We start from the raw sequence: 25,875 nt of genomic DNA on the forward strand, positions 1-25,875 counted from the left end.
TCGTGGGCGGCGCCACACCGCGCCCGCCCCGCACCGAGGAGAAGAACCACTGGGCAAGCGACAGCCCGAAGGCCCGCCGCCCGCACCGGCGGTGCAGCGCATCCGACTGCGCTACACCAAGCGCGGCCGCCTCCGGTTCACCAGCCACCGTGACTTCCAGCGCGCCTTCGAGCGGGCCCTGCGCCGCGCCGAGGTGCCGATGGCCTACTCGGCCGGCTTCACCCCGCACCCCAAGGTGTCGTACGCCAACGCCGCCCCCACGGGCACGGGCTCCGAGGCCGAGTACCTGGAGATCGCCCTCGCCGAGGCGCGCGACCCGCAGACGCTCCGGCGCCTGCTCGACGAGTCCCTGCCGGACGGACTCGACATCACCGACGCCGTCGAGGCCCGGACCTCCGGCCTCGCCGACCGGCTGACCGCCTCCGTGTGGGAGCTGCGGCTGGAGGGCGTCGACCCCGAGGACGCGCGGAAGGCCGTCGAGACGTTTCTCGCGGCCGAGACGGTGGAAGTACAGCGCAAGACCAAGAACGGCATCCGCACCTTCGACACCCGTGCCGCCGTCGTCGAGCTGACCTCGGCCGCCGCCCCGGGCGATCCCCAGGGTGATAGGCCGCTGGACAGCGCCTGTGCGATACTGCGGCTGGTTGTTCGGCACGTGACACCTGCCGTGCGACCCGACGACGTCCTGTCCGGTCTCCGAGCTGTGGCCGACCTGGCGCCGCCGGTCCCCGCTGCGGTGACCAGGCTGGCGCAGGGGCTCTTCGACGAGGAGTCCGGCACGGTGACCGACCCGCTCGCGCCCGACCGCGAAGCAGTCACGGCCGCTCCATCCACGGCCGCCGCGACCGCCTCAGCGACGGCGCCGGGTGCGGGCACCGCGTAGGGAGCGGTCGTCGTAGCGCAGCCCTCGTACTCGGGAGCCACCTGGGTCGGGCAGCGCACTGACCAGGAGACTTTCGCCAGGCCGTCCGCAGAGGGCGTACGGAACCGGCGAGCCAGACATACAGCTCCCGTGCGGCGCCCGCGCCCCGGACGGCGGCACCGCGCACTTCGCGCGTTCGTGCCGCCGGACCGGAACCAGACGCGGCGCCCGGGGGCGTGACGGGAGAACCGCCCGCATGCTCGAACAGCACGAAGAAACCCCTGACAACGCACCCGGTGACAAGCTGCCTCCGCGCCGTCGGCGCCGCGCAGCGTCCCGCCCGGCCGGTCCGCCGGTGACCTCCGGCACCGCCGAGGCCACCGAGGCCCCCGCGGCTCCGGTCGCCGAGGCCGCGCCGGTGGTCGAGGAGGCCGCTCCGGCCCCGCGTACCCGCCGCCGTGCCACCCGCAAGGCCACCACGCCGGAGCCGGCCGTCGAGGCCGCCCCGGTCGCTGAGGCCCCCGCCGCTCCGGTAGCCGAGGCCGCGCCGGTGGTCGAGGAGGCCGCTCCGGCCCCGCGCACCCGCCGCCGTGCCACCCGCGCCGCCACGTCCGCCGAGGCCCCGGCCGCCCCGGTCGCCGAGGCCCCCGCGGCTCCGGCCGCTCCGGTAGCCGAGGCCGCGCCGGTGGTCGAGGAGGCCGCTCCGGCCCCGCGCACCCGCCGCCGTGCCACCCGCAAGGCCACCACGCCGGAGCCGGCCGTCGAGGCCGCCCCGGTCGCCGAGGCCCCCGCCGCGCCGGTAGCCGAGGCCGCGCCGGTGGTCGAGGAGGCCGCTCCGGCCCCCCGTACCCGCCGCCGCGCCACCCGTAAGGCCGCCGCGCCCGCGGTGACCCCGGACGCCGCCGCCGAAATCGCGGCCGAGACCTCCGGCGAGACGCTGCCCGCGGACACCGTCGAGGAGATCGCCTCGCACGCCGTCGAGGTCGCCGCCGCCGAGCAGGCCGCCACCCGTGGCCGCACCCGCCGCCGCGCCACCTCGCCGCAGTTCACCGCCGAGCCGTCCACCGAGGCCGAGGCGCCGCGCACCCGCCGCGCCGCCCGCCCCGCGGTGGCCGTCTTCCAGCCGCCGGTCTTCACCGAGCCGATGTTCCAGACCCCGGAGACGGCCGCGTACATCGCCGCCGCCGAGGCCGTGGAGGAGCTCGACGAGGCCGCCGAGGACATCGAGGACACCGAGGAGCTCGTGGAGGCCGCCGAGGCCCCCGAGGCCGTCGAGCCCGAGCGCGCCGAGACCGGCTCCCGCCGTCGCCGTCGCCGCCGTGGCGAGCCCGTCGCCGTGGAGCCCGTGCCGGCCACCGTCGCCGACGAGCCCGAGGTCGAGTCCACCCCCGAGGCCGAGGCCGAGGGCGCGGAGGCCGTCGACGCCGACGACACCGACGAGTACGAGGACCGCCCGTCCCGCCGCCGTCGCCGGGGCGGCCGTCGCCGTCGCCGCGGCGAGCTCGCCGAGGTCGAGGAGGCGGAGGAGTCCGAGGAGGGCGAGGAGACCGAGGAGCTCCACGCCGAGGACGAGGCCGACGAGGCCGACGAGGACACCGCCGCGGGCAGCAGCAGCTCCCGTCGTCGCCGTCGTCGCCGTCGTCGCAGCGGTGACGCCTCCGCCGAGGCCGAGGGCACCGACGAGGACGGCGTCCGCACGGTCGTCAAGGTCCGCGAGCCCCGCCCCGCGCGCGAGAAGGGCGAGCCGTCCGACGAGGTCCAGTCCATCAAGGGCTCGACCCGCCTGGAGGCCAAGAAGCAGCGCCGCCGCGAGGGCCGCGAGCAGGGCCGCCGTCGCGTCCCGATCATCACCGAGGCCGAGTTCCTCGCCCGCCGCGAGGCCGTCGAGCGCGTCATGGTCGTCCGCCAGAACGGCGAGCGCACCCAGATCGGCGTCCTGGAAGACAACGTGCTCGTCGAGCACTACGTCAACAAGGAGCAGGCCACCTCCTACGTCGGCAACGTCTACCTGGGCAAGGTCCAGAACGTGCTGCCGTCCATGGAGGCCGCCTTCGTCGACATCGGCAAGGGCCGCAACGCCGTCCTGTACGCCGGCGAGGTCAACTTCGAGGCGCTCGGCATGGGCAACGGCCCGCGCCGCATCGAGGCCGCCCTCAAGTCCGGCCAGTCGGTCCTGGTGCAGGTCACCAAGGACCCGATCGGCCACAAGGGCGCCCGCCTGACCAGCCAGGTCTCGCTGCCCGGCCGCTACCTGGTGTACGTGCCCGAGGGCTCGATGACCGGCATCAGCCGCAAGCTCCCGGACACCGAGCGCGCGCGTCTGAAGACCATCCTCAAGAAGATCGTCCCCGAGGACGCGGGCGTCATCGTGCGCACCGCCGCCGAGGGCGCGAGCGAGGACGAGCTGCGCCGTGACGTCGAGCGGCTGCAGGCGCAGTGGGCCGACATCCAGAAGAAGGCCGCCCAGATCTCGACCTCCGCGCCGAGCCTGCTCTACGGCGAGCCGGACATGACCGTCCGGGTCGTCCGCGACATCTTCAACGAGGACTTCTCCAAGGTCATCGTCAGCGGCGACGACGCGTGGGAGACCATCCACGGCTACGTGAACCACGTCGCCCCGGACCTGGCCGACCGCCTGTCCAAGTGGACCAGCGAGGTCGACGTCTTCGCGACGTACCGGATCGACGAGCAGCTGATGAAGGCGCTGGACCGCAAGGTCTGGCTGCCCTCCGGCGGCTCGCTGGTGATCGACAAGACCGAGGCGATGGTCGTCGTCGACGTCAACACCGGCAAGTTCACCGGCCAGGGCGGCAACCTCGAGGAGACCGTGACGAGGAACAACCTCGAAGCGGCCGAGGAGATCGTGCGCCAGCTGCGGCTGCGCGACCTGGGCGGCATCGTCGTCATCGACTTCATCGACATGGTCCTGGAGTCCAACCGCGACCTGGTGCTGCGCCGCCTCCTGGAGTGCCTGGGCCGTGACCGGACCAAGCACCAGGTGGCCGAGGTCACCTCGCTGGGCCTCGTCCAGATGACCCGCAAGCGGGTGGGCCAGGGCCTCCTGGAGTCCTTCTCCGAGACCTGCGTCCACTGCAACGGCCGCGGTGTCATCGTCCACATGGAGCAGCCGCCCACCCACGGTGGCGGTGGCGGCGGCAAGCGCTCGAAGAAGCGCGGCCGCGGTGGCGACGGGCACGCCCACGAGCACGAGCACGCCCACGAGACCGAGGTCCACGAGACCCCGGCCGAGACCGAGGCCGAGCTCGCGGCGGAGCTGGCCGCGCCGGTGGCGCTGCCCGAGCCCATCGCCGCGGACGAGGAGCTGTACGGCAGCGCCGCGGAGGCCGAGGCCGCCGCCACGCGCGGCCGTGGCCGCCGCCGGGCGACCCGCCGGGTCTCCGCCCCGGTGGTCGCGACGCCCGCCGTGACCGAGACGGAGACCTTCGAGGTCGTCGTCCCGGAGCCGAAGCCCGAACCGACGCCGGAGCCGGCCGTCGAGCCCGAGCCGGTCGTCGAGGCCGCCCCGGTGGCCGAGGAGCGGACCCCCGAGGCCCCCGCGCCCCGGACCCGCCGCCGTGCCACCCGCAAGGTGTCCGCCCCGGTGGTCTCCACCCCGGAGCCGGCCGCCGAGCCGGTGACGGAGCCGGTCGCCGAGCCGGTCGTCGCCGAGGAGGTCCCGGCGCCCGTCGCCGAGCCCGCCCCGGTCGTCGAGGAGGCCCCCGTGGCCGCCCCGCCGAAGGCCCGCCGCCGGGTGGTCCGCAAGGCCACCGCCCCGGCCGGCGCGCCGGCGGGTGCCGAGGAGGCCGCCGTGCTCGTGGTGGCTTCGGCCCCCGCCGCCGAGGCGCCCGCCGAGGCTCCGGCCGACGAGCCCGCCGCGGAGGCCGAGGCCGCTCCGGCGGCCAAGAAGACGGCCCGCAAGACGGCCAAGAAGGCCACCGCCAAGAAGGCCACCGCCACCAAGAAGACGGCGGCGGCCAAGAAGACGGCGGCGAAGAAGACGACGACCGCCAAGAAGGCCGTGAAGAAGACCGCGGCCCCCGCGCAGGACTGACCCAGTCCCCGACGCAGTCCGTGTGGACCGTCCTCCTCCCGGGGACGGTCCACACGGTTTTGACCCCGGATCGGAAACCAGGAACCAGCCCGATGAACAACACCCCCGCCCCCCAGGTGCGCAAGGCCGTCATCCCCGCCGCCGGTCTCGGCACGCGCTTCCTTCCCGCCACGAAGGCGACGCCCAAGGAGATGCTGCCGGTCGTCGACAAGCCGGCGATCCAGTACGTGGTGGAGGAGGCGGTCTCGGCGGGCCTGTCGGACGTCCTGATGATCACGGGCCGCAACAAGCGTCCGCTCGAGGACCACTTCGACCGGAACTACGAGCTGGAGGAGGCGCTCACCCGCAAGGGTGACGACGAGCGCCTCGCCCGGGTGCAGGAGTCCAGCGAGCTCGCCACCATGCACTACGTCCGCCAGGGCGACCCGCGGGGCCTCGGCCACGCCGTGCTGTGCGCGCAGCCGCACGTCGGCGACGAGCCCTTCGCGGTCCTCCTCGGCGACGACCTGATCGACCCGCGCGACCCGCTGCTCGCCCGGATGCTGGAGGTCCTGGCGACCGCCGGCGGCAGCGTCGTCGCGCTGATGGAGGTCGACCCGGCGCAGATCCACCTGTACGGCTGCGCGGCCGTCGAGCCGACCGGCGACGCCGACGTCGTCCGGATCACCGGCCTGGTCGAGAAGCCGGACCCGGCGGAGGCGCCGAGCAACTACGCGATCATCGGACGCTACGTCCTGGACCCGGCCGTCTTCGGCGTCCTCGGCGAGACCGAGCCGGGCCGCGGCGGCGAGATCCAGCTCACCGACGCCCTCCAGAAGATGGCGGCCGACGAGGAGCTGGGCGGCCCCGTGCACGGCGTCGTCTTCAAGGGCCGCCGCTACGACACGGGCGACCGCGGCGACTACCTGCGGGCCATCGTGCGGCTCGCCTGCGAGCGCGAGGACCTGGGTCCGGACTTCCGCGCCTGGCTCAAGGGCTTCGTCGCGGAGACCTCCGCGGCCGACCCGGCGGGCGACGCGGCCGGGATTTGACCCCCCGCAGCAGCCGCCCGTAACCTAGACCGTCGGCGTGTCTGATTGCGCCACACCTCTGAGCACCTCCCTCCCGGTCCTCCGGGAGAGGCCGCTCGACCGATTCCGGATCGCTGCGGGCCCCCGGCCCGCGCGTGGGCGGCTGGCATCAGAGGTCCCGATTTCCGAGTGAGAGAGAGATCCGCGTGTACGCCATCGTGCGCAGCGGTGGTCGCCAGCACAAGGTTGCTGTCGGCGACATCGTTGAGGTTGACAAGATTTCCACCGCCAATGTTGGCGACACGGTCGAGCTCTCGACCCTGCTCGTCGTCGACGGCGACGCCGTGACCAGCGACCCGTGGGTCCTGGCGGGCATCAAGGTCCAGGCCGAGGTCGTGGACCACCACAAGGGCGCCAAGATCGACATCCTGCGCTACAAGAACAAGACCGGCTACCGCCGTCGCCAGGGTCACCGTCAGCAGTACACGGCGATCAAGGTCACGTCCATCCCGACGGCCGCGAAGTAAAGAGGGACTGAGCAATGGCACACAAGAAGGGCGCATCGTCCACCCGGAACGGTCGCGATTCCAACGCCCAGCGGCTCGGCGTGAAGCGCTTCGGCGGTCAGGTCGTCAACGCGGGTGAGATCCTGGTCCGCCAGCGTGGCACCCACTTCCACCCGGGTTCGGGTGTGGGCCGTGGCGGCGACGACACGCTGTTCGCCCTGCAGGCCGGTTCGGTGCAGTTCGGCACCTTCCGTGGCCGCAAGGTCGTGAACATCGTTCCGGTCGCCTGATCGGAAGCTTTGCGGAGGCGGACCTCACTTCCCGACAGGGAAGCGGGTCCGCCTTTCGCGTGTTACTAGATAGACATTCCACCTGTTTCACGTATCTGGAGGCACAGAACCATGACCACCTTCGTGGACCGCGTCGAGCTGCACGTCGCCGCGGGTAACGGAGGCCACGGCTGCGCCTCCGTCCACCGGGAGAAGTTCAAGCCGCTCGGCGGCCCCGACGGCGGCAACGGCGGCCGCGGCGGTGATGTGATCCTGGTCGTCGACCAGGCGATCACCACCCTCCTGGACTATCACCACTCGCCGCACCGCAAGGCGACCAACGGTCAGCCCGGCGCCGGCGACAACCGCTCCGGCAAGGACGGCCAGGACCTCGTCCTGCCCGTGCCCGACGGCACCGTCGTCCTCGACAAGGCGGGCAACGTCCTCGCCGACCTGGTCGGACAGGGCACCACCTACATCGCGGGCCAGGGCGGCCGCGGCGGCCTCGGCAACGCGGCGCTGTCCTCGGCCCGCCGCAAGGCCCCCGGCTTCGCGCTGCTCGGCGAGCCCGGCGAGGCGGGGGACATCGTCCTGGAGCTCAAGACGGTCGCCGACGTGGCGCTCGTCGGCTACCCGAGCGCCGGCAAGTCCTCGCTCATCTCGGTGCTCTCGGCCGCCAAGCCGAAGATCGCCGACTACCCCTTCACGACGCTCGTCCCGAACCTGGGCGTGGTCACCGCCGGCTCGACCGTCTACACGATCGCCGACGTCCCCGGCCTGATCCCCGGCGCGAGCCAGGGCCGTGGCCTGGGCCTGGAGTTCCTGCGCCACGTCGAGCGCTGCTCGGTCCTCGTCCACGTCCTCGACACGGCGACGCTGGAGTCCGACCGCGACCCGGTCTCCGACCTCGACATCATCGAGGAGGAGCTGCGGCAGTACGGCGGCCTCGAGGACCGCCCGCGCCTCGTCGTCCTCAACAAGATCGACATCCCGGACGGCCAGGACCTCGCGGACATGATCCGCCCGGAGCTCGAAGAGCGCGGCTACCAGGTGTTCGAGGTCTCCGCCGTGGCCCGTACGGGTCTGAAGGAGCTCTCCTACGCCCTCGCCGGCATCGTCGGCGAGGCCCGCGCGGCCAAGCCCGTCGAGGAGGCGACCCGCATCGTCATCCGCCCGAAGGCGGTCGACGACGCCGGCTTCACCGTCACCTACGACGAGGCCGAGGACGTGTACCGGGTGCGCGGCGAGAAGCCCGAGCGCTGGGTCCGCCAGACCGACTTCAACAACGACGAGGCCGTCGGCTACCTGGCCGACCGCCTCAACCGCCTGGGCGTCGAGGACCAGTTGATGAAGGCCGGCGCCCGGGCCGGCGACGGCGTCGCGATCGGTGCCGAGGACAACGCGGTCGTCTTCGACTGGGAGCCCACGATGATGGCCGGCGCGGAGATGCTCGGCCGCCGAGGCGAGGACCACCGCCTGGAGGCCCCCCGCCCGGCCGCCCAGCGCCGCCGCGACAGGGAGGCCGAGCGCGACGAGGCGCAGCGCGAGTACGACGAGTTCAACCCGTTCTAGCGCGCGCCGCGCCGGCAGCGGACATGCGGAAGGGGCCCGCCTCCTCGATCGAGGAGGCGGGCCCCTTCCGCATGTCCCGCCCGGCGTCCGTCAGGCGACCGGTTCCGGCTCCGGTTCGGGGTCCGGGGTGGCGGTCTCCTTCTTCGGCTCCTGCTGCTCCGGCTGCGGCTTGGAGCCCTTGCCGAAGCGGGGCTTCGCGCCGATCAGGGGCAGCGTGAGGATGCCCAGGAACATCGGGGCGAACATGTAGCGGGCCAGCGGCGCCGGGTTCGCCGCGACCACCGTGAGCTGGAGCGCCAGCGGGATGGAGAGCAGCGCCACCGGGGCCCAGGTGCGGTTCCTGCGGGAGAAGGCGAGCACCACGGCGTACGCCGCGTAGCACCAGATCGCGCCGCGGAACAGCAGCCACTGCAGCTGCGGCGTCTTGCTGGCCTTCCAGGCGAAGAACGCGGCGTCGTGCAGCTGGTCGTTGAGCGGGCGGATCTTCAGGATCGGGCGGTACGGGCTGTCCGCCATCTCCGGGTTCCAGTCCGCCCAGCCGAACAGGTTCTTCGGCACGGACGGCGGGCTGATCAGCGTGTGGCCCATCTTGTCGACCGGGCCGGGGAACGGCGACCACGCGATGTGCGAGCGGCACACGCGGGCCGCGATCATCTGGTCCGGGGTCCGCTTCAGGACGCGGAACCACAGGTCGATCAGCTGGTCGTTGTACTGGTCCGCCAGCTTGCGGTTCATGGGCTTCTTCATCGCCCAGTCGGCGTTGTAGCAGTTCGCCGCGCGCCCGCCCCAGTGCGACAGCGGAGCGACCTTCGCCATGAGGTCCTTGTCGGCCTGGGTGAAGGTCTGCGGGACCTTGCCGTAGACCACCGCGATGTCCGCGTAGTTCATCGCGTACACCTGGTCCTTGGTCGGCGTGATGACGCCGATGGCCGGGTAGATCACCGTCTGCAGCAGCGCCGCGATCGTCACCGGGACGACCGTCGCGAACAGGAGCCACTTGCGCATCTTCGGCAGCGTCAGCAGCAGCACCGGCACGGCGATGACCGCGACGAGCAGACCGTTGTTGCGGAAGAGGCCCATCGCCAGGAAGCCGATGAACAGCATGACGATCTCGTTGCGGAAGGCCTTGTCCCGCAGCTGGGACTCGCCCCGCAGCCGGCGCGCCGCGAGCCGCCCGGCCGCGCCGAAGGCGACGACCGCGCCGATCGCGAACGGCACGTCCTTCCACACGTAGATGACGAAGGTGCCGATCGACGGCAGCACCGCGCACGCGACCGCGGCCGTGAAGCTCCACTTCCCCTTCACGCCGAACATCCGCAGCGTGACGACCACGTAGGCCAGCGCCGCGGCCATGGCCACGGACTGGGCGAAGGTCAGCAGCGCCAGGTCACCGGTGAGCTGGAGCGACAGCCAGACCAGACCGTCGTACGCCACCGAGTGGTTGGACATCCAGTGACCCGTGGTGACGTGCCACACGTACGAGATCGAGTCGTAGCTCATCCCGCCCGGGTAGAACGCCGCCCACCACACCAGGAAGATCAGCTGCGTCGCGGCGTACACGGCCAGCGGCAGCCGCCGCTGGGCCGGGATCCGCTCGACTATCCGGTTCACAAAGGGGATGGATGGCGTCTTCAACGCTGCTCCGCGGGATCGGTGGAGGGGCTGTCGGGGTGGGCGAGCTCCAGCATCCGCGTGATCACGCGCTCGGCGGCGTGGCCGTCGTCGAGGTCGCAGAACACGTCCCGGAACTCGCGGTACGCGTCGGTGTAGCCGGCACTGATCCGGTCGATGTCACCCAGTGCCTCGATCAGCTCGTCCGACGTCTGCAGCAGCGGACCGGGGGCCCGCTTCTCGAAGTCGAAGTAGAAGCCGCGCAGCTGGTCGCGGTAGTACTCCAGGTCGTACGTGAAGAACAGCATCGGACGGCCCGTGTTCGCGAAGTCGAACATGAGCGACGAGTAGTCCGTGACCAGCACGTCGGTGATCAGGAACAGCTCGGCGATGTCCGGGTAGGACGAGACGTCGAAGACGAAGCCGTCCCCCGCGCCCGGGACCGCGTCCACGATGTTCGAGTGCTTGCGCACCAGCAGGACGTGGTCCTCGCCGAGCCGCTCGGCGGCCTTCTCGATGTCGACGCGGAGATCGAACTTGTAGTTGCCCGCCTGGTAGAACTGGTCGTCCCGCCAGGTCGGCGCGTACAGCACGACCTTCTTGCCCTCCGGCAGCCCGATCCGCTCCCGCACGGTCCGCGCCAGGTCGTCGGTCTTCTCCGACAGCAGCACGTCGTTGCGGGGGTAACCGGACTCCAGGATCTCCCCGTCGTACTGGAACGCCCGCTTCATGATCGGGGTCGAGAAGCGGTTGGGGGAGACCAGGAAGCTCCAGCTCGGGGTCTCCTCGGCGACCTTCGACAGGTACTTGCGGTCCGCGAACTGCACGCTGTCGATGTCGTGGCCGATCCGCTTGAGCGGGGTGCCGTGCCAGGTCTGGACGATCACCTGGCCCTCACGGCGCCGGATCCAGAACGGCAGGTGGGTGTTGGTCACGATGTACCGGCTGTTGCCGAGCGCCTCGTACCACTCGTGGCTCCAGCGGCGGATGACCCGCACGCCCTCCGGGATCTCGGCCCGGCGGTCCTCCACGACCCACACGTGCTCCAGCTCGGAGCCCTGGCGCAGCAGCTCCTCGTAGACCGCGCGCGGCGAGTCGGAGAACTGGCGGCCGGAGAAGGAGGCGTACAGCACGGTGTCCTTCAGCGGCGCCGTCCGGGCCTCCTGGTACACCGTGGTGCGCATCTCGCGCTGGCGGAACCAGCCGACCTCCTCCGCGTTCAGGTCGGGGGAGGCGTCGACCAGCAGCCGGTCGTAGAACCGGTGGGTCAGCGCGTACTCGCGGCCGCGCACCGAGAAGGTGACCGGCAGGGTGCCGAGGGCCGTCGGGACGGCCCGGACCGGCACCTCGACGCGGCTGTCGACGGTGCGGACGAAGAGGTACCAGCGGCCCTGGCGGAGCGGCACCTTGGTGAGCCCGCCGGGCACCGGCAGGAAGTCGGCGTGGAAGACGCCGTCCTCGACGGTGACCGGGTGGCGGTGCTCCTCGGCGTGCCGGCTGTGGCGCAGCACCAGCTCCAGCGGCTCCTCGGTGCTCGCCGGCAGGGCGCCCTCCAGGACGATCCGGCCCTCGGGGCTCACCGTCGCCTTGGCGACCATGGGCTGGACCGGCTGGGTGCGCAGCACCAGGCGGCCGACGCCGTCGTTGGCGACCGCGATCGTCCTGGCCCCCCACGGGGTGGTGACGGAGCCGTCGACGGGGTGCTGACGGCCCAGGTCGCCCTGGCGGTCGTTCACCGCGACGGGGTGGGCCCGCTTGCCGAGCACCAGCTCGGCCGTCCACTTGTCGGTGACCTCCAGGTCCGCGGAGTCGCGGCCCTCGACGTCCAGGTCGGCCAGCGGGACCCGGACCGAGAACTCCGCGGACGCGGCGCCGGTCCGGGTGACCGGGAACTCCAGCTTCGCCTCGGAGGTGCCGTGGGTCAGGCGCAGCACGGGCTTGGCCCCGGCGGCCGCGGCCTCGTGGCCGAGGACGCCGGACAGCTCGACGACGCCGTCGGCGACCTGGTGGCCGGTCAGCCGGGCGCGGATCAGCTCGACGCGCAGGTACAGGTGGCTGTCGGAGACGAACGGGACGACCCGGACGTCCTTCTCCACCCAGTGCGGGGACGGGCTCTCGGCGTTGCCGCTCTCGCCGGCCTTCAGCCGGGTGCGGCGGGCCACGCCCTCCTGGACGGTGGCCATGGTCAGCCGCCACACGCCGTCGCGCCAGCCGCCGCGGCCCTTGAGCTTGGCCGGGTTGACGTCGAGGGAGAAGCCGGACCAGTCGTAGTTGTGCAGCGACTGGCCGGAGGTCTGGGTGGCCTTCGGCGCCTTGGTGCGGGTCGGGCGGACCAGGACGGTGCGCCGGCTGCCGCTCTCGCGCAGCATCAGCACGCGCAGCGAGGGCTTGGGCGAGGGGGCCGCCAGGTTGCGGATGTAGGCGTGCCCGTCGATGTGCAGCCGGCCGTTCTGCCACAGGATCTGCTCGGCGCGGGCGCGGGCCGAGAACTCGGCGCCGACCTTCAGCACCTCGCGCGGCACCGAGCCCTTGTCCTTGTCGAGCACCGGGTAGTCGGCGAAGTGCCGCAGGCCCTGGCGGGCGACCGGGATCGCCCGGCCGGTCTCGCGCTCGAAGGCCAGCAGGTCGAGGAGCTCGGCGAGCCGGCCCTCGGTGATCAGGTGGCACTTGAGCCGCAGCGACACGTCGATCCGCGGCAGCACCCGGGGGTCGACCCGGCTGAGGAAGTCGGCGGCGCCCGTCATGAACAGCTCGCGGAACTCCTCGCCGGCCTCGTCGAGCACGCCCATGAACAGCGGCAGCTCGTCGCTGATGAAGATCTCGTCGTACCAGCGCTTGTGCTCCGCGAACTCCTCGCCCGGCTGCGCGCCGAGGAAGCGGCTCACGGAGTCGCACGACCTTATGCGGTCGCGGACGTTGACCGGCTCGGTGCGGCGCTGGGTGATGGACGGCGCGCCGCCGGTCCGCTGGCGCCACAGGTAGACGGGGTCGCCGAGGACGTCCACGCTCTTCGCCCGGAAGTGCGCGGGCAGCGTCACCGGGGCGTCCTCGTAGAGGATGCCGGGGAACTCGAAGGCGTGCCGCTCCCAGAAGGAGCGCCGGAAGACCTTGTTCCACGCGGTGCGGTCGTAGACCAGTGCCTTGTCGTGGGAGATGTGGGTGCGGTCGCGGTCCTTGTTGAGGCGCTTCTCGTGCAGCGGGGAGATCAGGATCTCGCCGGCCTTGAGCAGGTTCACGTTGCCGCTGGCGAAGTCCGAACCGGTCTCGTCCAGCTTGGCGATGAACCGCTCGTAGGCGTCCGGCAGCACGATGTCGTCGCTGTCGACGAACGCGAGGTACTCGGTGCCCTCCGTGAGGTGCGCGACACCGGTGTTACGGGCGGGCCCCAGCCCCTGGTTCTCCTGCGCGACCACCCGGATCCGCGCGTCCTTCGCCGCCCAGCTCTCCGCGATCGCGAGGCTGCCGTCCTTGGAGCCGTCGTCGACGACGATCGCCTCCCAGTCGGTGAACGTCTGGTCGGCAAGGGACTGCAGGCACTCGTCGAGAAAGAGCTCCACGTTGTACACGGGAACGATTACTGACAGGCGGGGAGGCATTGGGTACTGCGCCTTTCCTCAAGGTGTTTCGTGCGTGACGGCGACGCATGGCTCGCCGGACACGGTAGCTCTAGCCGCGGGTGCGAGGGCTCGGGCGCTCCGGAGGAAGCGCCACCGGCGGTACATTCTCCTGCTTCAGGAACACCCTGCGTACCACCCGCTCGGCCGCGGCACCGTCGTCGAACTCACAGAAGCGCCGACGGAACTCCGTTCGCAGCTTCGCCGACTCGTCGTCCGACCAGCGCCCCGAGAGGAAGACGTCGAGCAGCTCGGGCTCGGTTGCCACCACGTGGCCGGGCTTCTCGACGTGGATGTCGAAGTAGGTGCCGCGGGTCGCGCGGTAGACCTCCCAGTCGTTGGCGTAGACGACGACGGGCCGGTCCAGCAGCGCGTAGTCGAACATCAGCGACGAGTAGTCCGTCAGCAGGCAGTCGGCGGCGAGGAACAGCTCCTCGACCGAGGGGTGGCGGCTGACGTCCACGACGCCGGAGCCGTCCTTCGGGCCGGTGCCGCCGGGGCTGTCCAGCAGGAAGTAGTGCGCCCGGGACAGCACGGTGAAGCCCTCGCCGAGCCGGGCCGCCAGGTGCTCCAGGTCGAGCAGCGGCTGCGGCACGTTCTGGTAGTCGCGGTGGGTCGGCGCGTACAGCACGACCGTGGTGTCCTCGGGCAGCCCGAGCGCGGCGCGGGCCCGCAGCCGCTCCTCCTCGCCGGCCCGGACCAGCACGTCGTTGCGCGGGTAGCCGTAGTCCAGCTTGGTGTACTCGGCCGGGTAGGCGCGGTCCCAGATCGCGGTGGTGAAGCTGTTGGAGGAGACGCTGTAGTCCCAGCGGTCCACCCGCTCCATGAGCGAGGGCAGGTCCAGGTCGCCCTGGGCGACGGGGAACTCGGCCAGGTCGACGCCCATCCGCTTCAGCGGGGTGCCGTGGTGCGTCTGCACGTGGATCTGGCCGGGCCGCTTGACCACCCGGGTGGGGAAGTTGACGTTGTTGACGAAGTACTTGCCCCGGGCCATCGCGCGCCAGAACCCGAAGGAGCCGGGGTGCACGACGTTCGTGCCGGGCGGCGGGGTGTTGCGCGAGCCGGGCTTCAGCACCCAGGTCGTCTTCACCTTCGGCGCGAGCTCCAGGAGCTTCTGGTGGACGGCGGCCGGGTTGCAGGCGTAGTCCGTGTTCCAGTACGCGGCGAAGACGGCCGTGTCGTTCTGCACGGGCAGCATCCGCTGCGCCCGGTAGTAGCCGGCCAGCACCGCGGTGCGCAGCGGCTTGCGCAGCCGACGCGGGGCGGCCTTGACCTTGCGGGCCGTCCGGTACGCGCGCCGGGCGGCGCCGCGCAGCGGGGCGGGCAGCTTGCCGACGGCCTTGCGGCGGGCGGAGGCGGCGCCCTGCGGGGTGGCGTGGCCGGCCGGGCGGTACTGCTTCTCGTACTGCTGGAAGGTCGTGCGGAACTCGGCGCGGGCCTCGTCGGGGAGGCGGCCCGGGGAGTTCTCGATCACCCGGAAGTGGGTGATCATGCGGTCGAAGAGGGGGCCGCGCCAGCGGTCGAACTCGGGGTGCGCGTCGATGAACGCGAACACCAGGCCGTACTGGTCGAAGACGTCGAAGTGCTTGCGGCTGGTGCTGTGCAGGATGCTGCCCTGGCGGCGCTGGCGGTAGTGCACGCAGACCCGGGGGAGCACCGCGATGGTCTCGGCGGCGATCAGCACCGGGTAGGTCCAGGGGGTGTCCTCGTAGTAGCCGGTGGGGTACTCGAAGCCCCAGCGCTCCACGAAGTCCCGGCGGTACGCCTTGTTCCAGGCGACCTGGAGCAGCCCGAGCAGGCCCGGGTTGTCGTCCAGGGCGACGGCCCCGCGCGGGCTGTCGGCGAGCACCTTGGCCTTGGCGTTCGGGGTGATCCGGCCGTCCCAGTGGGTGCGGGAGTAGTCGAAGACCAGCAGCTCCGGGTCGCCGGTCTCGTCGAGCCGCTGGGCGATCGCCGCGAGCGAGCCGGGCAGCAGGGTGTCGTCGCTGTCCAGGAAGAGCAGGTAGGTGCCCTTCGCCCGTGCCATGCCGGCGTTGCGGGCGCGCCCCAGGCCCACGTTCTGCGCGAGCTGCAGCGCCTCCACGCGCGGGTCGAGCGCCGCGTACTCGTCCATGATCGCGCCGCAGGCATCCGGCGAGGCGTCGTTGACCGCGATCAGCTCGAAGTCCTGGAACGACTGGCTCAGCACCGAGTCGAGGCAGTCGCGCAGGTACGCCTCCACCCCGTAGGCCGGGACGACGATGCTGAACCGGGGGGCGTCGGAACGCCGCGCTGCTTGCGTGGGAGTCATGTGGGCTTCAGTGCTTCCGGACGGACGGTGTGCTGGACACGGGGTACGGGGCGGACCACGCCCGAGCGGGGCGGCGGGATCGTTCCCGCCGCCCCGCTCGGACGGTCACTGCGAGCTGGTCAGGGCATAACCGAGCAGCTTGCGCACGGCGGCCGACTGCCGGTGCCGCAAGGCCCCCGGCACCATGGTCAGCGCGTGCAGCCGCATCGACAGATGGCGGCGCGCCGCCTTCGCGGCCTTCGGCCAGCCGTGCCGGTCGAGCTCGTCGGCCACCTCGTTGAAGAAGCGCACGGCCTCGCCGAAGCGGGCCCCGGTGGCGGCCTCGGAGGACGACAGGCTGCCCGAGTGGCGCCGGTAGCGGAACGCGGTGGCCGGCTCGACCACCAGCTTCTCGCCGCGCCGGATCAGCTCGATGATCAGCGCCAGGTCCTGGATGACCGACAGGTCCTCGCGGAAGCTGACCGCCTTGACGGCGTCGGCGCGCCACACGATCGACGGGAAGTAGAGCCAGTTGCCGCCGAGCAGGTTGGCGGCCAGCGGCTCGCCCGAGAGGACCAGCCGGCGGCCGTCGTCCTTCGGCGCGTACAGCCGCTTCTTGACCTCGTCGCCCAGCGAGGTCGACGGGGCGCCGTGCTCGTCGATGACCTCGACGCCCGGCTGGTAGATCGCCGCACCGGGCTCGGCCTCGATCGCGGCGCGCATCGTCTCGACGTAGGTCGGCAGCAGCAGGTCGTCGCTGCCGAGCATCGAGAAGTACGGGGCCTCCACGAGCTCGACGCACTTGCGGAAGTTCTTGGTGATGCCGAGGTTCTGCTCGTTGCGCAGGTAACGGACCCGGCTGTCGCCGAGGGAGGCGAACCACTCGGGCACGCCCTCCTCCTTGCCGTCGTCCACGACGGTCAGCCGCCAGTCCTCGTCGGTCTGGTCGAGCACACTGCGGACGGCGGCCTGCATCAGGCCGGTGTCGCCGTAGTGCGGCAGCATGATGTCGAGCGTGCCCACCGCCGTCACTTGCCCTTCCCCTTGGGGCCGAGGGCGGAGCGGCGGCTGAGCGCCAGCAGCAGGATCATGCCGATGCGGCCCAGGTAGAGCGTGGCCTTCCACGGCGACTGGCTCGGGGTGCCGGTCGCGCGCGGGCGCATGGCGACGGGCACCTGCTCGATGCGGTAGCCGGCCCGGACCACGGCGATGGAGGACTCCACCGTGTCGCCCAGGTACTCCACCGGGTACCAGTGCGCGAAGACGTCGATCAGGTCGCGGTTGGAGGCGCGGAAGCCGGAGGTGACGTCGGTGAGCTTGGTCTTCGCCATGCGCGACAGCCAGAAGGCGAGGACGAGCATGGCCCACTTGCGCGGGCCGCGGGTCTCGTAGTCACCGGTGCCGGCGAAGCGGGCGCCCATGACGAGGTCCGCGCCGGCGTCCAGGCGGGCGAGCAGCTCCGGCACGTTGCGCGGGTCGTGCTGCCCGTCCGCGTCGACCTGGATGGCCACGTCGTAGCCGCGGTCGTGCGCGTAGCGGTAGCCGGCGCGCATCGCGCCGCCGACGCCGAGGTTGTACGGGAGCGTCATCACGGTCGCGCCGGCACCCCGCGCCACGGCGCTGGTGTCGTCGGCGGAGCCGTCGTCGACGACGAGGACGTCGACGCCGGGGAGGGTCGTGTAGACCTCCTTGACGACGTCGGCGACGCCCTCGGCCTCGTTCCACGCCGGCATGATGATCAGTACGCGCTTGCCGTCGATCACTTGGAGCTCCCCTGCCCGGCCGTGTCGGCCTTCTCCGCCAGCTCCTCGCGCAGCTCGTTCACGTCGATGCGCAGCAGGGCCACTTCCTCCGAAAGGGTGCGGCCCTCCTCCTCGAGGTGGCCCACCTCCCAGCTCAGCTGGAGGCAGACGATGAAGAGGAACGCGACGCTGAGGAAGAGGATGAGGCTGACGCCGGAGGCGACGCCCACCGCGCGGGCGATCGAGTCCAGGCCGCTCGGGAAGAAGCCGAGCGGGATGATCACCAGGCCGGTGAGCACCCACAGGAACGCGTACTTCTCCTTGAGCTTGCGACGGCGCAGCAGCTCCACGATGCACGCGACGAGAAAGACTCCGGTGACCGAAGTCAGCATCCACAACTTCATGCATGGCTCCGGTGTATGGGACGACTCATGGAAAGGGCCTGTCTACTCTTCCAGGGGTGGGCGGCTGGAGAAGGAGCCACCGGATTGCAGTCCACTGTCCGTCGCGATGGTCACGGAGAGTGAGGGAATGGTGATCATTCCTATGAGTGCACCGAACGGTAGCCTACACGAGAGCGAAGGACGAGAGTCATGTAGGTGACGACCGCGAGCGACCCCACCGCATAGGCGATTTCGACCCTCGTGCGCAGTTCGAGGGGACTCAGAGTGACCGCCAGCAGGACGGCCGTCCCCACCACCCACGCGAGCAGCTGCTGACGCGCCGCGCCACTCGTGAGCAGGGCCTGGCCGAGCACCATCGCCAGCATGTAGAGCATCGTGCCGAGCGAGAGCCACGCGAAGTCCACCGGCCCCAGCACGTCCGGCGAACCGAACAGCACCGGCAGCAGGACCGGCCCCAGCGCGACCGCCCCGATGCCGAACGCCGCCCCGAGACCCGCCGTCAGCGCGCACGCCCGCAGCAGCAGCCGGCGGTAGGCGGGGGCGTCGCCCTCGGCCTGCGCCGTGGAGAGCCCCGCGAGCAGCGAGGCCTGGAAGGCGCCGAACGCGAACAGCGGAACCCGCGCCAGGACCAGCGCCGACAGCAGCGCGGCCACCAGGGCGCTGTCGTCCGTCGCGATCAGCTTGGTGCTGATCACCGCGATGTTGACGAGCACCTGCGCCAGCAGCGTCGAACCGACGAGCAGCCCCAGGTGCTCGATCAGCTCCCGCCACCGCGCCGTCGAGCCGGCCTTGGCCCCGCGGAACACCTGCGGCAGCGTGACCGCCACCGCGATCAGCGGCGCCACGGTCATCACCGCGGCGAACGCGAAGGCCGAGGTCACCCCGGCCAGCGCCATGCCCACGGACAGCAGGATCCGCAGCAGGCCGTCGAGGCCGAGCTGCAGCCCGTACGCCTCGAAGCGGCCGAGACCCGCCAGTATGCCGCGGGTCACATGGGCGCAGGCCAGCGCCGCGAAGGCGCCGCCGACCGCGACGATCAGGCTCTCGTCCCCGTGGAAGAACAGGTCCGCGAGCGGCCCGGCGAACAGCGCCAGCGGCAGCAGCACCGCCGCCAGCAGGCCGAACGAGAGCACCGCACCGCGCCGCAGCACGGGCAGTGCCCCGTCGCCGGCCACCACGCGGGCGGCCACCACCCGGGTGACCTCCTGCTCGACCGGGAAGAAGAGACCCAGGCCTATGGAGGCCACCGCAGTCCACAGGACCGAGAAGCTCGCCATGTCGTCGACGGAGAGCGAGTGGCCCGCCGCCGCGAGATGGACGTAGTTGGCGCCGCCGAGCACCGCGGTGCCGATGCCGACGAAGGCGGTGCCGCGCGGCAGCGCCGTGCCGATCCGGTCGAGCAGGCTCACGCGCCGGACCGTCCCGGAGCCATGACCCGCAGGGCCTCGGTCAGCTGGTCACGCCAGTGCGGCTGCGCCGCGACGCCCGCCTCGGCCCAGCGCTCGTGCGCGAGCACGCTGAAGGAGGGCCGGCGCGCCGGACGCACGAACTTCTCCGAGGTGGTCGGCCGCACCCGCTCCGGGTCCAGACCGGTCAGCTCGAAGGCCGCCCGCGCCAGGTCGAACCAGGTCGCCGTCTCGGAGGCCGTGCCGTGGTAGACGCCCGCCGGGGCCTTCCCCGCCACGGCCGCCTCGCCCAGCTCGCGCAGCTGGCGGGCCAGCGCACGGGTCCAGGTCGGCTGGCCGCGCTGGTCGTCGACCACGTCGACGGTGTCGAGACGCTCGGCCAGGCCCAGCATCGTCGACACGAAGTTGCGGCCGTGCGCCCCGTACAGCCACGCGGTGCGCACCACGTAGCCGCGCTCGGGCAGCAGCTCGGTCACGGCGAGCTCGCCGGCCAGCTTGCTGCGGCCGTAGGCGTTCACCGGGGCGGTGGGCGCGTCGTGCCGGTACGGCTCGGTCGCGTCGCCCGGGAAGACGTAGTCCGTGGAGACCTGGATCAGCACGGCGCCCGTCTCGGCGCAGGCCGCCGCCAGGGCACGGGGTCCGTCGCCGTTGATCCGGGTGGCCGCGGCCTCCTCGGTCTCGGCGCCGTCGACGTCGGTCCACGCGGCGGCGTTGACCACCACGTCATGACCGGCCACCGCCGCGCGGACCGCGGCGGCGTCGGTGACGTCCAGCTCCTGGCGGGTCAGCGCGGTGTACTCCACGCCGTCCGCCGCGAGCACCTCGGCGAGGTCGCGGCCGAGCATCCCGGCCGCACCGGTGATCAGCCAGCGGCTCATGCGGACAGCGCCGCCTTCGCCTTCAGCGGCTCCCACCAGGCGCGGTTGTCGCGGTACCACTGCACGGTGGTGGCGAGACCCTGCTCGAAGGTGACCTGCGGGGTGTAGCCGAGCTCTTCCTGGATCTTGGCGATCGACAGGGAGTAGCGCAGGTCGTGGCCCTTGCGGTCCTCGACGTGCTCGACCATGTCCCAGCCGGCGCCGCAGGCGTCCAGCAGGAGACCGGTGAGCTCCTTGTTGGTGACCTCGGTGCCGCCGCCGATGTGGTAGATCTCGCCGGCGCGGCCGCCGCGCAGCACCATCTCGATGCCACGGCAGTGGTCCGAGACGTGCAGCCAGTCGCGGATGTTCAGGCCCTCGCCGTAGAGCGGCACCTTCTTCCCGTCCAGCAGGTTCGTGGTGAACAGCGGGATCATCTTCTCGGGGAAGTGGTACTGCCCGTAGTTGTTGGAGCAGCGGGTGACGACGACGTCCATGCCGTGCGTGCGGTGGTACGACAGCGCCAGCAGGTCCGAGCCGGCCTTGGAGGCCGAGTACGGGGAGTTCGGCGCGAGCGGCCAGTCCTCGGTCCAGGAGCCCTCGGAGATCGAGCCGTAGACCTCGTCCGTGGAGACGTGGACGAAGCGGCCGACGCCGTGCCGCTTGGCGGCGTCCAGCAGGACCTGGGTGCCGAGCACGTTGGTGGTCACGAACGGGGAGGCGTCCAGGATCGAGCGGTCCACGTGGGACTCGGCCGCGAAGTGCACGACCGCGTCCTGGCCGCGCATCGCGTCGTCGACGACCGCGTAGTCGCGGATGTCGCCGTGGACGAAGGTGTAGCCGGGCTTGTCCGCCACCGGGGCGAGGTTCGCCTCGTTGCCGGAGTAGGTCAGGTTGTCCAGGACGGTGACCTGGGCGCCCTTGCCCGAGGGCAGCTCTTCGGAGAGCAGTGCCCGCACGAACTGTGAACCGATGAACCCGGCGCCGCCGGTGACGAGAATCTTCATAAGGGCCACCATTCTATGGGGTGGGCTTCGCGCACCGTTCCGTGGCCGTTCTCACGGTCGCGATGGTGAGCGGCCCCGCGGGGCTGCCGTAGGCTGCGTGCCCATGCGTGGAATTTTGCTTGCCGGTGGTACCGGCTCCCGACTGTGGCCGATCACCCGAGCCGTGTCGAAGCAGCTGATGCCGGTCTTCGACAAGCCGATGATCTATTACCCCCTGACCACCCTCGTGATGGCCGGGATCAAGGACATTCTGATCATCACCGGTCCGGAGGAGCGCCCCCAGTTCGAGCGGCTCCTGGGCGACGGGTCCGATTTCGGACTCGACATCCAGTTCGCCACTCAGGAGCACCCCAACGGAATTGCCGAGGCTTTCGTCATCGGCGAGGAATTCATCGGCGACGAGCCCGTCGCGCTGATCCTCGGCGACAACATCTTCCACGGCACCGGCCTCGGCCGGCAGCTCGCGGACTACCGCAAGCCCGAGGGCGGGGTGGTCTTCGCCCACGCCGTCTCCGACCCCACCGCCTACGGTGTCGTCGACTTCGACGAGAACGGCGTGGCCCGTTCCATCGAGGAGAAGCCGAAGAACCCGAAGTCCCGCTACGCGGTGCCGGGCCTCTACTTCTACGACAGCCGGGTCGTCGAGATCGCCAAGAACCTGGAGCCGAGCGCCCGGGGCGAGCTGGAGATCACCGACGTCAACAAGCACTACCTGGACCGCGCCGAGCTCCAGGTCTCGGTCCTCGACCGCGGCACCGTCTGGCTCGACACCGGCACCTTCCAGTCCCTCGTCCAGGCCTCCGAGTTCGTCCGCGTGGTCGAGGAGCGCCAGGGCATGAAGATCGGCTGCCTCGAAGAGGCCGCCTGGCGCGCCGGGTTCATCGACGACGAGCAGCTGCGCGCGCTCGCCCAGCCGCTCACCAAGAGCGGCTACGGCGACTACCTGCTCGACCTGCTGGCCTACGAGGCCGAGAAGGCCTGAGAGGACCGATCGTTTCCATGAAGGTCAACCCCCTTGGCATCGAGGGCGCCTGGGAGTTCGTCCCGCAGCAGTTCGGCGACTCCCGAGGCCTCTTCCTGGAGTGGTACAAGGCCGAGCGCATGGCCGAGGCCGTCGGTCACCCGCTGAACCTGAAGCAGGGCAACCTCTCCGTCTCCTCCGCCGGCGTCGTGCGCGGCATCCACTTCGCCGACGTGCCGCCCGGCCAGGCGAAGTACGTGACCTGCGTCCGCGGCGCGGTGCTCGACATCATCGTCGACGTACGGGTCGGCTCGCCGACCTTCGGCCGGTGGGAGGCCGTGCGCCTCGACGACAAGGACCGCAAGGCCGTCTACCTCTCCGAGGGCCTCGGCCACGGCTTCTGCGCGCTCACCGACGACGCGACCGTCAGCTACCTCTGCTCCGAGGGGTACGCCCCCGAGCGGGAGCGCACGATCCACCCGCTCGACCCCGCCATCGGCATCGAGTGGCCGGTCGACGGCGAGCCCGAGCTGTCCGCCAAGGACACCCAGGGCCCGACCCTCGCGCAGGCGCGCGAGGCCGGCATCCTGCCGGTCTACGAGGAGTGCCTGGCCTTCCGCGCCTCGCTGGCCGAGCGCGGCTGAGCCCCGCGCGCTCCGTCCGCACCCGTCCGTGACAGGGCCCGGCGATTCCCCTCGGGGAGTCGCCGGGCCGCCGTCGTTCCGTACCCCTTCGCGTTAGGCTGCCCGAATGACGTGGCTCATCACCGGCGGCGCCGGCTACATCGGTTCCCATGTCGTCAAGTCCATGGCCGAGGCCGGTGAGCGGGTGGTCGTCCTGGACGACCTCTCCTCCGGCGACCCGGGCAGAGTCCCGGCGGGAGTGCCGCTGGAGCGCGGCACCGTCCTCGACCGGGCCTTCCTCGACCGGGTCCTCGCCGACCACTCCGTCAGCGGGATCGTCCACCTCGCCGCGAAGAAGGCCGTCGGCGAATCCGTCGAGCGCCCGCTCCACTACTACCGCGAGAACGTGACGGGCCTGACGGTCCTGCTCGAAGCGGCCGCGGCGGCCGGCGTCGGCTCCTTCCTCTTCTCCTCCTCCGCCTCGGTCTACGGGACGCCCGACACCGACCTGGTCACCGAGGACACCCCCTGCGCGCCGCTCAGCCCGTACGGCGAGACCAAGGTCGCCGGCGAGTGGATGGTCCGCTCCGTCGGCCGCGCCCACTCCATGGCCACCGCCTGCCTGCGCTACTTCAACGTCGCCGGCACCGCCACCCCCGAGCTCGCCGACACCGGCGTCTTCAACCTGGTCCCCATGGTCTTCCAGCGCCTCGACGCCGGGCAGCCGCCGCTGGTCTTCGGCGACGACTACGCCACCCCCGACGGCACCTGCGTCCGCGACTACATCCACGTCGCCGACCTCGCCGAGGCCCACCTGGCCGCCGCCCGGCGTCTCGCCGAGCTCGCCGCCGCCGGGGACCACCGCGACCTCACCCTCAACATCGGGCGCGGCGAGGGCGTCTCGGTACGGGAGATGATCGACCTGATCCGCGAGGTCACCGGCCTCTCCGTCGAGCCCGAGGTCACCGCCCGCCGCCCCGGCGACCCGGCGAAGGTGGTCGCCTCCGCCGAGCGGATCTCCGCCGAGCTGGGCTGGAAGGCCCGCCACGACGTCCGCTCGATGATCGCCTCGGCCTGGGCCGCGCACACCGGCGGCGCCGTCCAGCCCGCGGAATAGAGGGGCGCCGCGGAAACGCACTCGCGTAGATTGCGCGACGGACAGCCGAGGCGAGCAGGACAGGCACGATGGGGTCGACGCAGGTGACAGTGGCAAGGCAGTACGTGACGGAAGCCCGCAGGATCGTCGTGAAGGTCGGCTCCTCCTCGCTGACCACCGCCTCCGGCGGGCTCGACGCCGACCGGGTCGACGCCCTCGTGGACGTGCTCGCCAAGGTCCGCAGCGGCGGAGAGAAGGAGATCGTCCTGGTCTCCTCCGGCGCCATCGCCGCCGGGCTCGCCCCGCTCGGCCTCACCCGCCGCCCCAAGGACCTGGCCCGCCAGCAGGCCGCCGCCAGCGTCGGCCAGGGGCTGCTCGTCGCCCGCTACACGGCCTCCTTCGCGCGCTACGGGGTGCGCGTCGGCCAGGTCCTGCTCACCACCGACGACACCAGCCGCCGCGCGCACTACCGCAACGCCTACCGGACCCTCGACCAGCTGCTCGCCATGGGCGCCCTGCCGGTCGTCAACGAGAACGACACCGTCGCCACGGACGAGATCCGCTTCGGCGACAACGACCGGCTCGCCGCCCTCGTCGCCCACCTCGTCCGCGCCGACCTGCTGGTCCTCCTCTCCGACGTGGACGGGCTCTACGACGGCGACCCGGCCAAGCCCGGCACCGCGCGGATCGCCGAGGTCGCCGGACCCGAGGACATCGCCCACGTCGAGATCGGCGCGGCCGGCAAGGCGGGCGTCGGCACCGGCGGCATGGTCACCAAGGTCGAGGCGGCCCGGATCGCCGCCGCCGCCGGCATCCCGGTCGTCCTGACCTCCGCGAGCCGCGCCGCCGACGCCCTCGCCGGCCGGGACACCGGCACGTACTTCCACCGGACGGGCCGGCGCTCCGCCGACCGGCTCCTCTGGCTCGCGCACGCCTCCACCCCGCGGGGCGCGCTCGTCCTCGACGACGGCGCCGTACGGGCCGTGGTCGAAGGCAAGAAGTCGCTCCTGGCGGCCGGGATCGCTGCCGTCGAGGGCGAGTTCACGGCCGGCGACCCCGTGGAGCTCCGCGACACCGACGGCCGCGCGGTCGCCCGCGGCCTGGTCAACTTCGACGCCAAGGAACTGCCCCGGCTCCTCGGCCGCTCCACCCACGAGCTGGCCAGGGAACTCGGCCCGGAGTACGAGCGGGAGATCGTCCACCGCGACGACCTCGTCGTGATGTGAACCGGGGGCGCGGTCAACCGGCGGCCGACGAGCGACGTCCTCTGAAGCGGGGTCCCGTGGAACGGGGTCTTGTGAAACGGGTCTTGTGAACCGAAACGGCTGAAAGTCTGGTCATCCGGTAGGGACCTTTACCAAAACCGCCCCACGCACCGCCCCGGGCTGGTCAACTTTGTCTCGGGGGCACGGAGAGGGCGGGGAACACCAGCACGCGCACACACAGCAGCACGCAGCACAGGCATCACACAGGAGGCCGCCGGTGAGACGAGCGCGCCCAGGGGCACTGCCCCGCGGGACGGCCGAACGCGCCCTGACGAGCGTCGAAGCCGGAGCCGACTTCGACGAGTTCGACGAGTCCGACACCACGGACGAGACGACGGGCACCAAGGCTCCGGAGCGGGAGCTCTCCAAGCTCTGGCACATCACCCTCAGCGTCTCCGGCGCCGAGGCCCCGCTGAAGGAGGTGCGCCGTGCCCTGGAACAGCTGGCCCACGACCACCCCTTCCTGCTGACCAGCCGCTACGCCAACGACCACGCCGAGATCCGCTACTGGGAGGAGGCCCGCGACCTCCACGACGCCGCGGCCGTCGCCCTGCGGCTGTGGGGCGAGCACCGGCAGAGCGCCAAGCTGCCGCCCTGGGAGATCGTCGGCCTCGAGGTCATCGACCGGGAGACCTACCACCAGCGGATCGCCGAGGGCTACGGCCCCCCGCCGGCCGCCCCGGTCGGCGTCCACCCGTACTGACGTCGCGCCGGCCCCTCGCCGACGTCTCGCAGTACGGGACGGGCGAG

General features: G+C 71.8%; 20 protein-coding genes. 11 read left to right on the forward strand and 9 right to left on the reverse strand.

From position 1 onward, the window contains the following. The first annotated feature begins 91 nt into the window (after window positions 1-91). The 6 genes from ABD981_RS26405 to obgE all read left to right on the forward strand — a co-directional run bounded on the left by ABD981_RS26405 (window position 92) and on the right by obgE (window position 8,270). Entirely contained in the window at window positions 92-883 is a 792-nt protein-coding gene (locus ABD981_RS26405; RefSeq protein WP_046905600.1) for a TIGR03936 family radical SAM-associated protein, read from the forward strand. Between the two features lie 235 nt (window positions 884-1,118). Then, window positions 1,119-4,913, forward strand: coding sequence for an Rne/Rng family ribonuclease (locus tag ABD981_RS26410; protein ID WP_345530391.1), 3,795 nt, complete (start codon window positions 1,119-1,121; stop codon window positions 4,911-4,913). Between the two features lie 92 nt (window positions 4,914-5,005). After that, a complete protein-coding gene (gene galU, locus ABD981_RS26415) occupies window positions 5,006-5,944 on the forward strand; it encodes a UTP--glucose-1-phosphate uridylyltransferase GalU (protein ID WP_046905602.1) in 939 nt (312 codons plus the stop codon). A 185-nt stretch (window positions 5,945-6,129) separates the two neighbouring features. Then, window positions 6,130-6,450, forward strand: a complete 321-nt coding sequence (gene rplU / locus ABD981_RS26420; RefSeq protein ID WP_046905603.1) for a 50S ribosomal protein L21 — start codon at window positions 6,130-6,132, stop codon at window positions 6,448-6,450. A 14-nt stretch (window positions 6,451-6,464) separates the two neighbouring features. Continuing rightward, on the forward strand, window positions 6,465-6,719 hold the full coding sequence (gene rpmA, locus ABD981_RS26425) for a 50S ribosomal protein L27 (protein ID WP_030494090.1): 255 nt from the start codon (window positions 6,465-6,467) through the stop codon (window positions 6,717-6,719). 111 nt (window positions 6,720-6,830) lie between these two features. Continuing rightward, on the forward strand, window positions 6,831-8,270 hold the full coding sequence (gene obgE / locus ABD981_RS26430) for a GTPase ObgE (RefSeq protein ID WP_046905604.1): 1,440 nt from the start codon (window positions 6,831-6,833) through the stop codon (window positions 8,268-8,270). 90 nt (window positions 8,271-8,360) lie between these two features. Here obgE and ABD981_RS26435 read toward each other — a convergent pair whose 3' ends face one another. The 9 genes from ABD981_RS26435 to rfbB form a co-directional block, all read right to left on the reverse strand. Then, window positions 8,361-9,881 carry a DUF6020 family protein gene (locus tag ABD981_RS26435; RefSeq protein ID WP_046905605.1) on the reverse strand — a complete coding sequence of 507 codons (1,521 nt, stop codon included), beginning with the start codon at window positions 9,879-9,881 and terminating at the stop codon, window positions 8,361-8,363. Between the two features lie 20 nt (window positions 9,882-9,901). After that, window positions 9,902-13,438 (reverse strand): bifunctional glycosyltransferase/CDP-glycerol:glycerophosphate glycerophosphotransferase, encoded by a 3,537-nt coding sequence (locus ABD981_RS26440; RefSeq protein ID WP_165590880.1) that lies wholly within the window; start codon window positions 13,436-13,438, stop codon window positions 9,902-9,904. A 109-nt stretch (window positions 13,439-13,547) separates the two neighbouring features. Further along, a complete protein-coding gene (locus tag ABD981_RS26445; protein WP_046905607.1) occupies window positions 13,548-15,785 on the reverse strand; it encodes a bifunctional glycosyltransferase/CDP-glycerol:glycerophosphate glycerophosphotransferase in 2,238 nt (745 codons plus the stop codon). A 105-nt stretch (window positions 15,786-15,890) separates the two neighbouring features. Further along, entirely contained in the window at window positions 15,891-16,796 is a 906-nt protein-coding gene (locus tag ABD981_RS26450) for a glycosyltransferase family 2 protein (RefSeq protein ID WP_240495071.1), read from the reverse strand. Continuing rightward, window positions 16,793-17,527: a glycosyltransferase family 2 protein gene (locus ABD981_RS26455; protein ID WP_046905608.1), complete on the reverse strand. Its 735-nt coding sequence runs from the start codon at window positions 17,525-17,527 to the stop codon at window positions 16,793-16,795. Before ABD981_RS26455 ends, ABD981_RS26450 begins: the two co-directional genes overlap by 4 nt. Continuing rightward, window positions 17,524-17,898 (reverse strand): DUF2304 domain-containing protein, encoded by a 375-nt coding sequence (locus ABD981_RS26460; protein WP_240495072.1) that lies wholly within the window; start codon window positions 17,896-17,898, stop codon window positions 17,524-17,526. Before ABD981_RS26460 ends, ABD981_RS26455 begins: the two co-directional genes overlap by 4 nt. A 152-nt stretch (window positions 17,899-18,050) precedes the next feature. Further along, entirely contained in the window at window positions 18,051-19,319 is a 1,269-nt protein-coding gene (locus tag ABD981_RS26465; protein WP_123954100.1) for a lipopolysaccharide biosynthesis protein, read from the reverse strand. Next, complete coding sequence (gene rfbD / locus ABD981_RS26470; protein WP_046905610.1) at window positions 19,316-20,194, reverse strand: dTDP-4-dehydrorhamnose reductase; 879 nt, start codon at window positions 20,192-20,194, stop codon at window positions 19,316-19,318. The genes ABD981_RS26465 and rfbD overlap by 4 nt, the downstream gene beginning before the upstream one ends. Continuing rightward, window positions 20,191-21,180: a dTDP-glucose 4,6-dehydratase gene (gene rfbB, locus ABD981_RS26475; protein ID WP_046905611.1), complete on the reverse strand. Its 990-nt coding sequence runs from the start codon at window positions 21,178-21,180 to the stop codon at window positions 20,191-20,193. The genes rfbD and rfbB overlap by 4 nt, the downstream gene beginning before the upstream one ends. Window positions 21,181-21,283: 103 nt before the next feature. On the opposite strand from rfbB, the gene rfbA reads away from it, so the two are divergent. From rfbA to ABD981_RS26500, 5 genes are all read left to right on the forward strand, one after another. Continuing rightward, entirely contained in the window at window positions 21,284-22,162 is an 879-nt protein-coding gene (gene rfbA / locus ABD981_RS26480) for a glucose-1-phosphate thymidylyltransferase RfbA (protein WP_046905612.1), read from the forward strand. Window positions 22,163-22,179: 17 nt separating this feature from the next. Next, a complete protein-coding gene (rfbC, locus tag ABD981_RS26485; protein WP_046905613.1) occupies window positions 22,180-22,785 on the forward strand; it encodes a dTDP-4-dehydrorhamnose 3,5-epimerase in 606 nt (201 codons plus the stop codon). Window positions 22,786-22,891: 106 nt separating this feature from the next. Beyond that, the gene (galE, locus tag ABD981_RS26490; protein WP_046905614.1) at window positions 22,892-23,881 is read left to right on the forward strand and encodes a UDP-glucose 4-epimerase GalE; all 990 of its coding nucleotides are present in this window, start codon (window positions 22,892-22,894) and stop codon (window positions 23,879-23,881) included. Between the two features lie 68 nt (window positions 23,882-23,949). After that, window positions 23,950-25,086, forward strand: a complete 1,137-nt coding sequence (gene proB / locus ABD981_RS26495; protein ID WP_123954101.1) for a glutamate 5-kinase — start codon at window positions 23,950-23,952, stop codon at window positions 25,084-25,086. Between the two features lie 256 nt (window positions 25,087-25,342). Then, window positions 25,343-25,828 carry a hypothetical protein gene (locus tag ABD981_RS26500; RefSeq protein ID WP_046905616.1) on the forward strand — a complete coding sequence of 162 codons (486 nt, stop codon included), beginning with the start codon at window positions 25,343-25,345 and terminating at the stop codon, window positions 25,826-25,828. The last annotated feature ends 47 nt before the right edge of the window (window positions 25,829-25,875 follow it).

Origin of the sequence: Streptomyces showdoensis (genome assembly GCF_039535475.1) — a bacterium.
In the GTDB taxonomy this organism is placed as follows: Bacteria; Actinomycetota; Actinomycetes; order Streptomycetales; family Streptomycetaceae; genus Streptomyces; species Streptomyces showdoensis.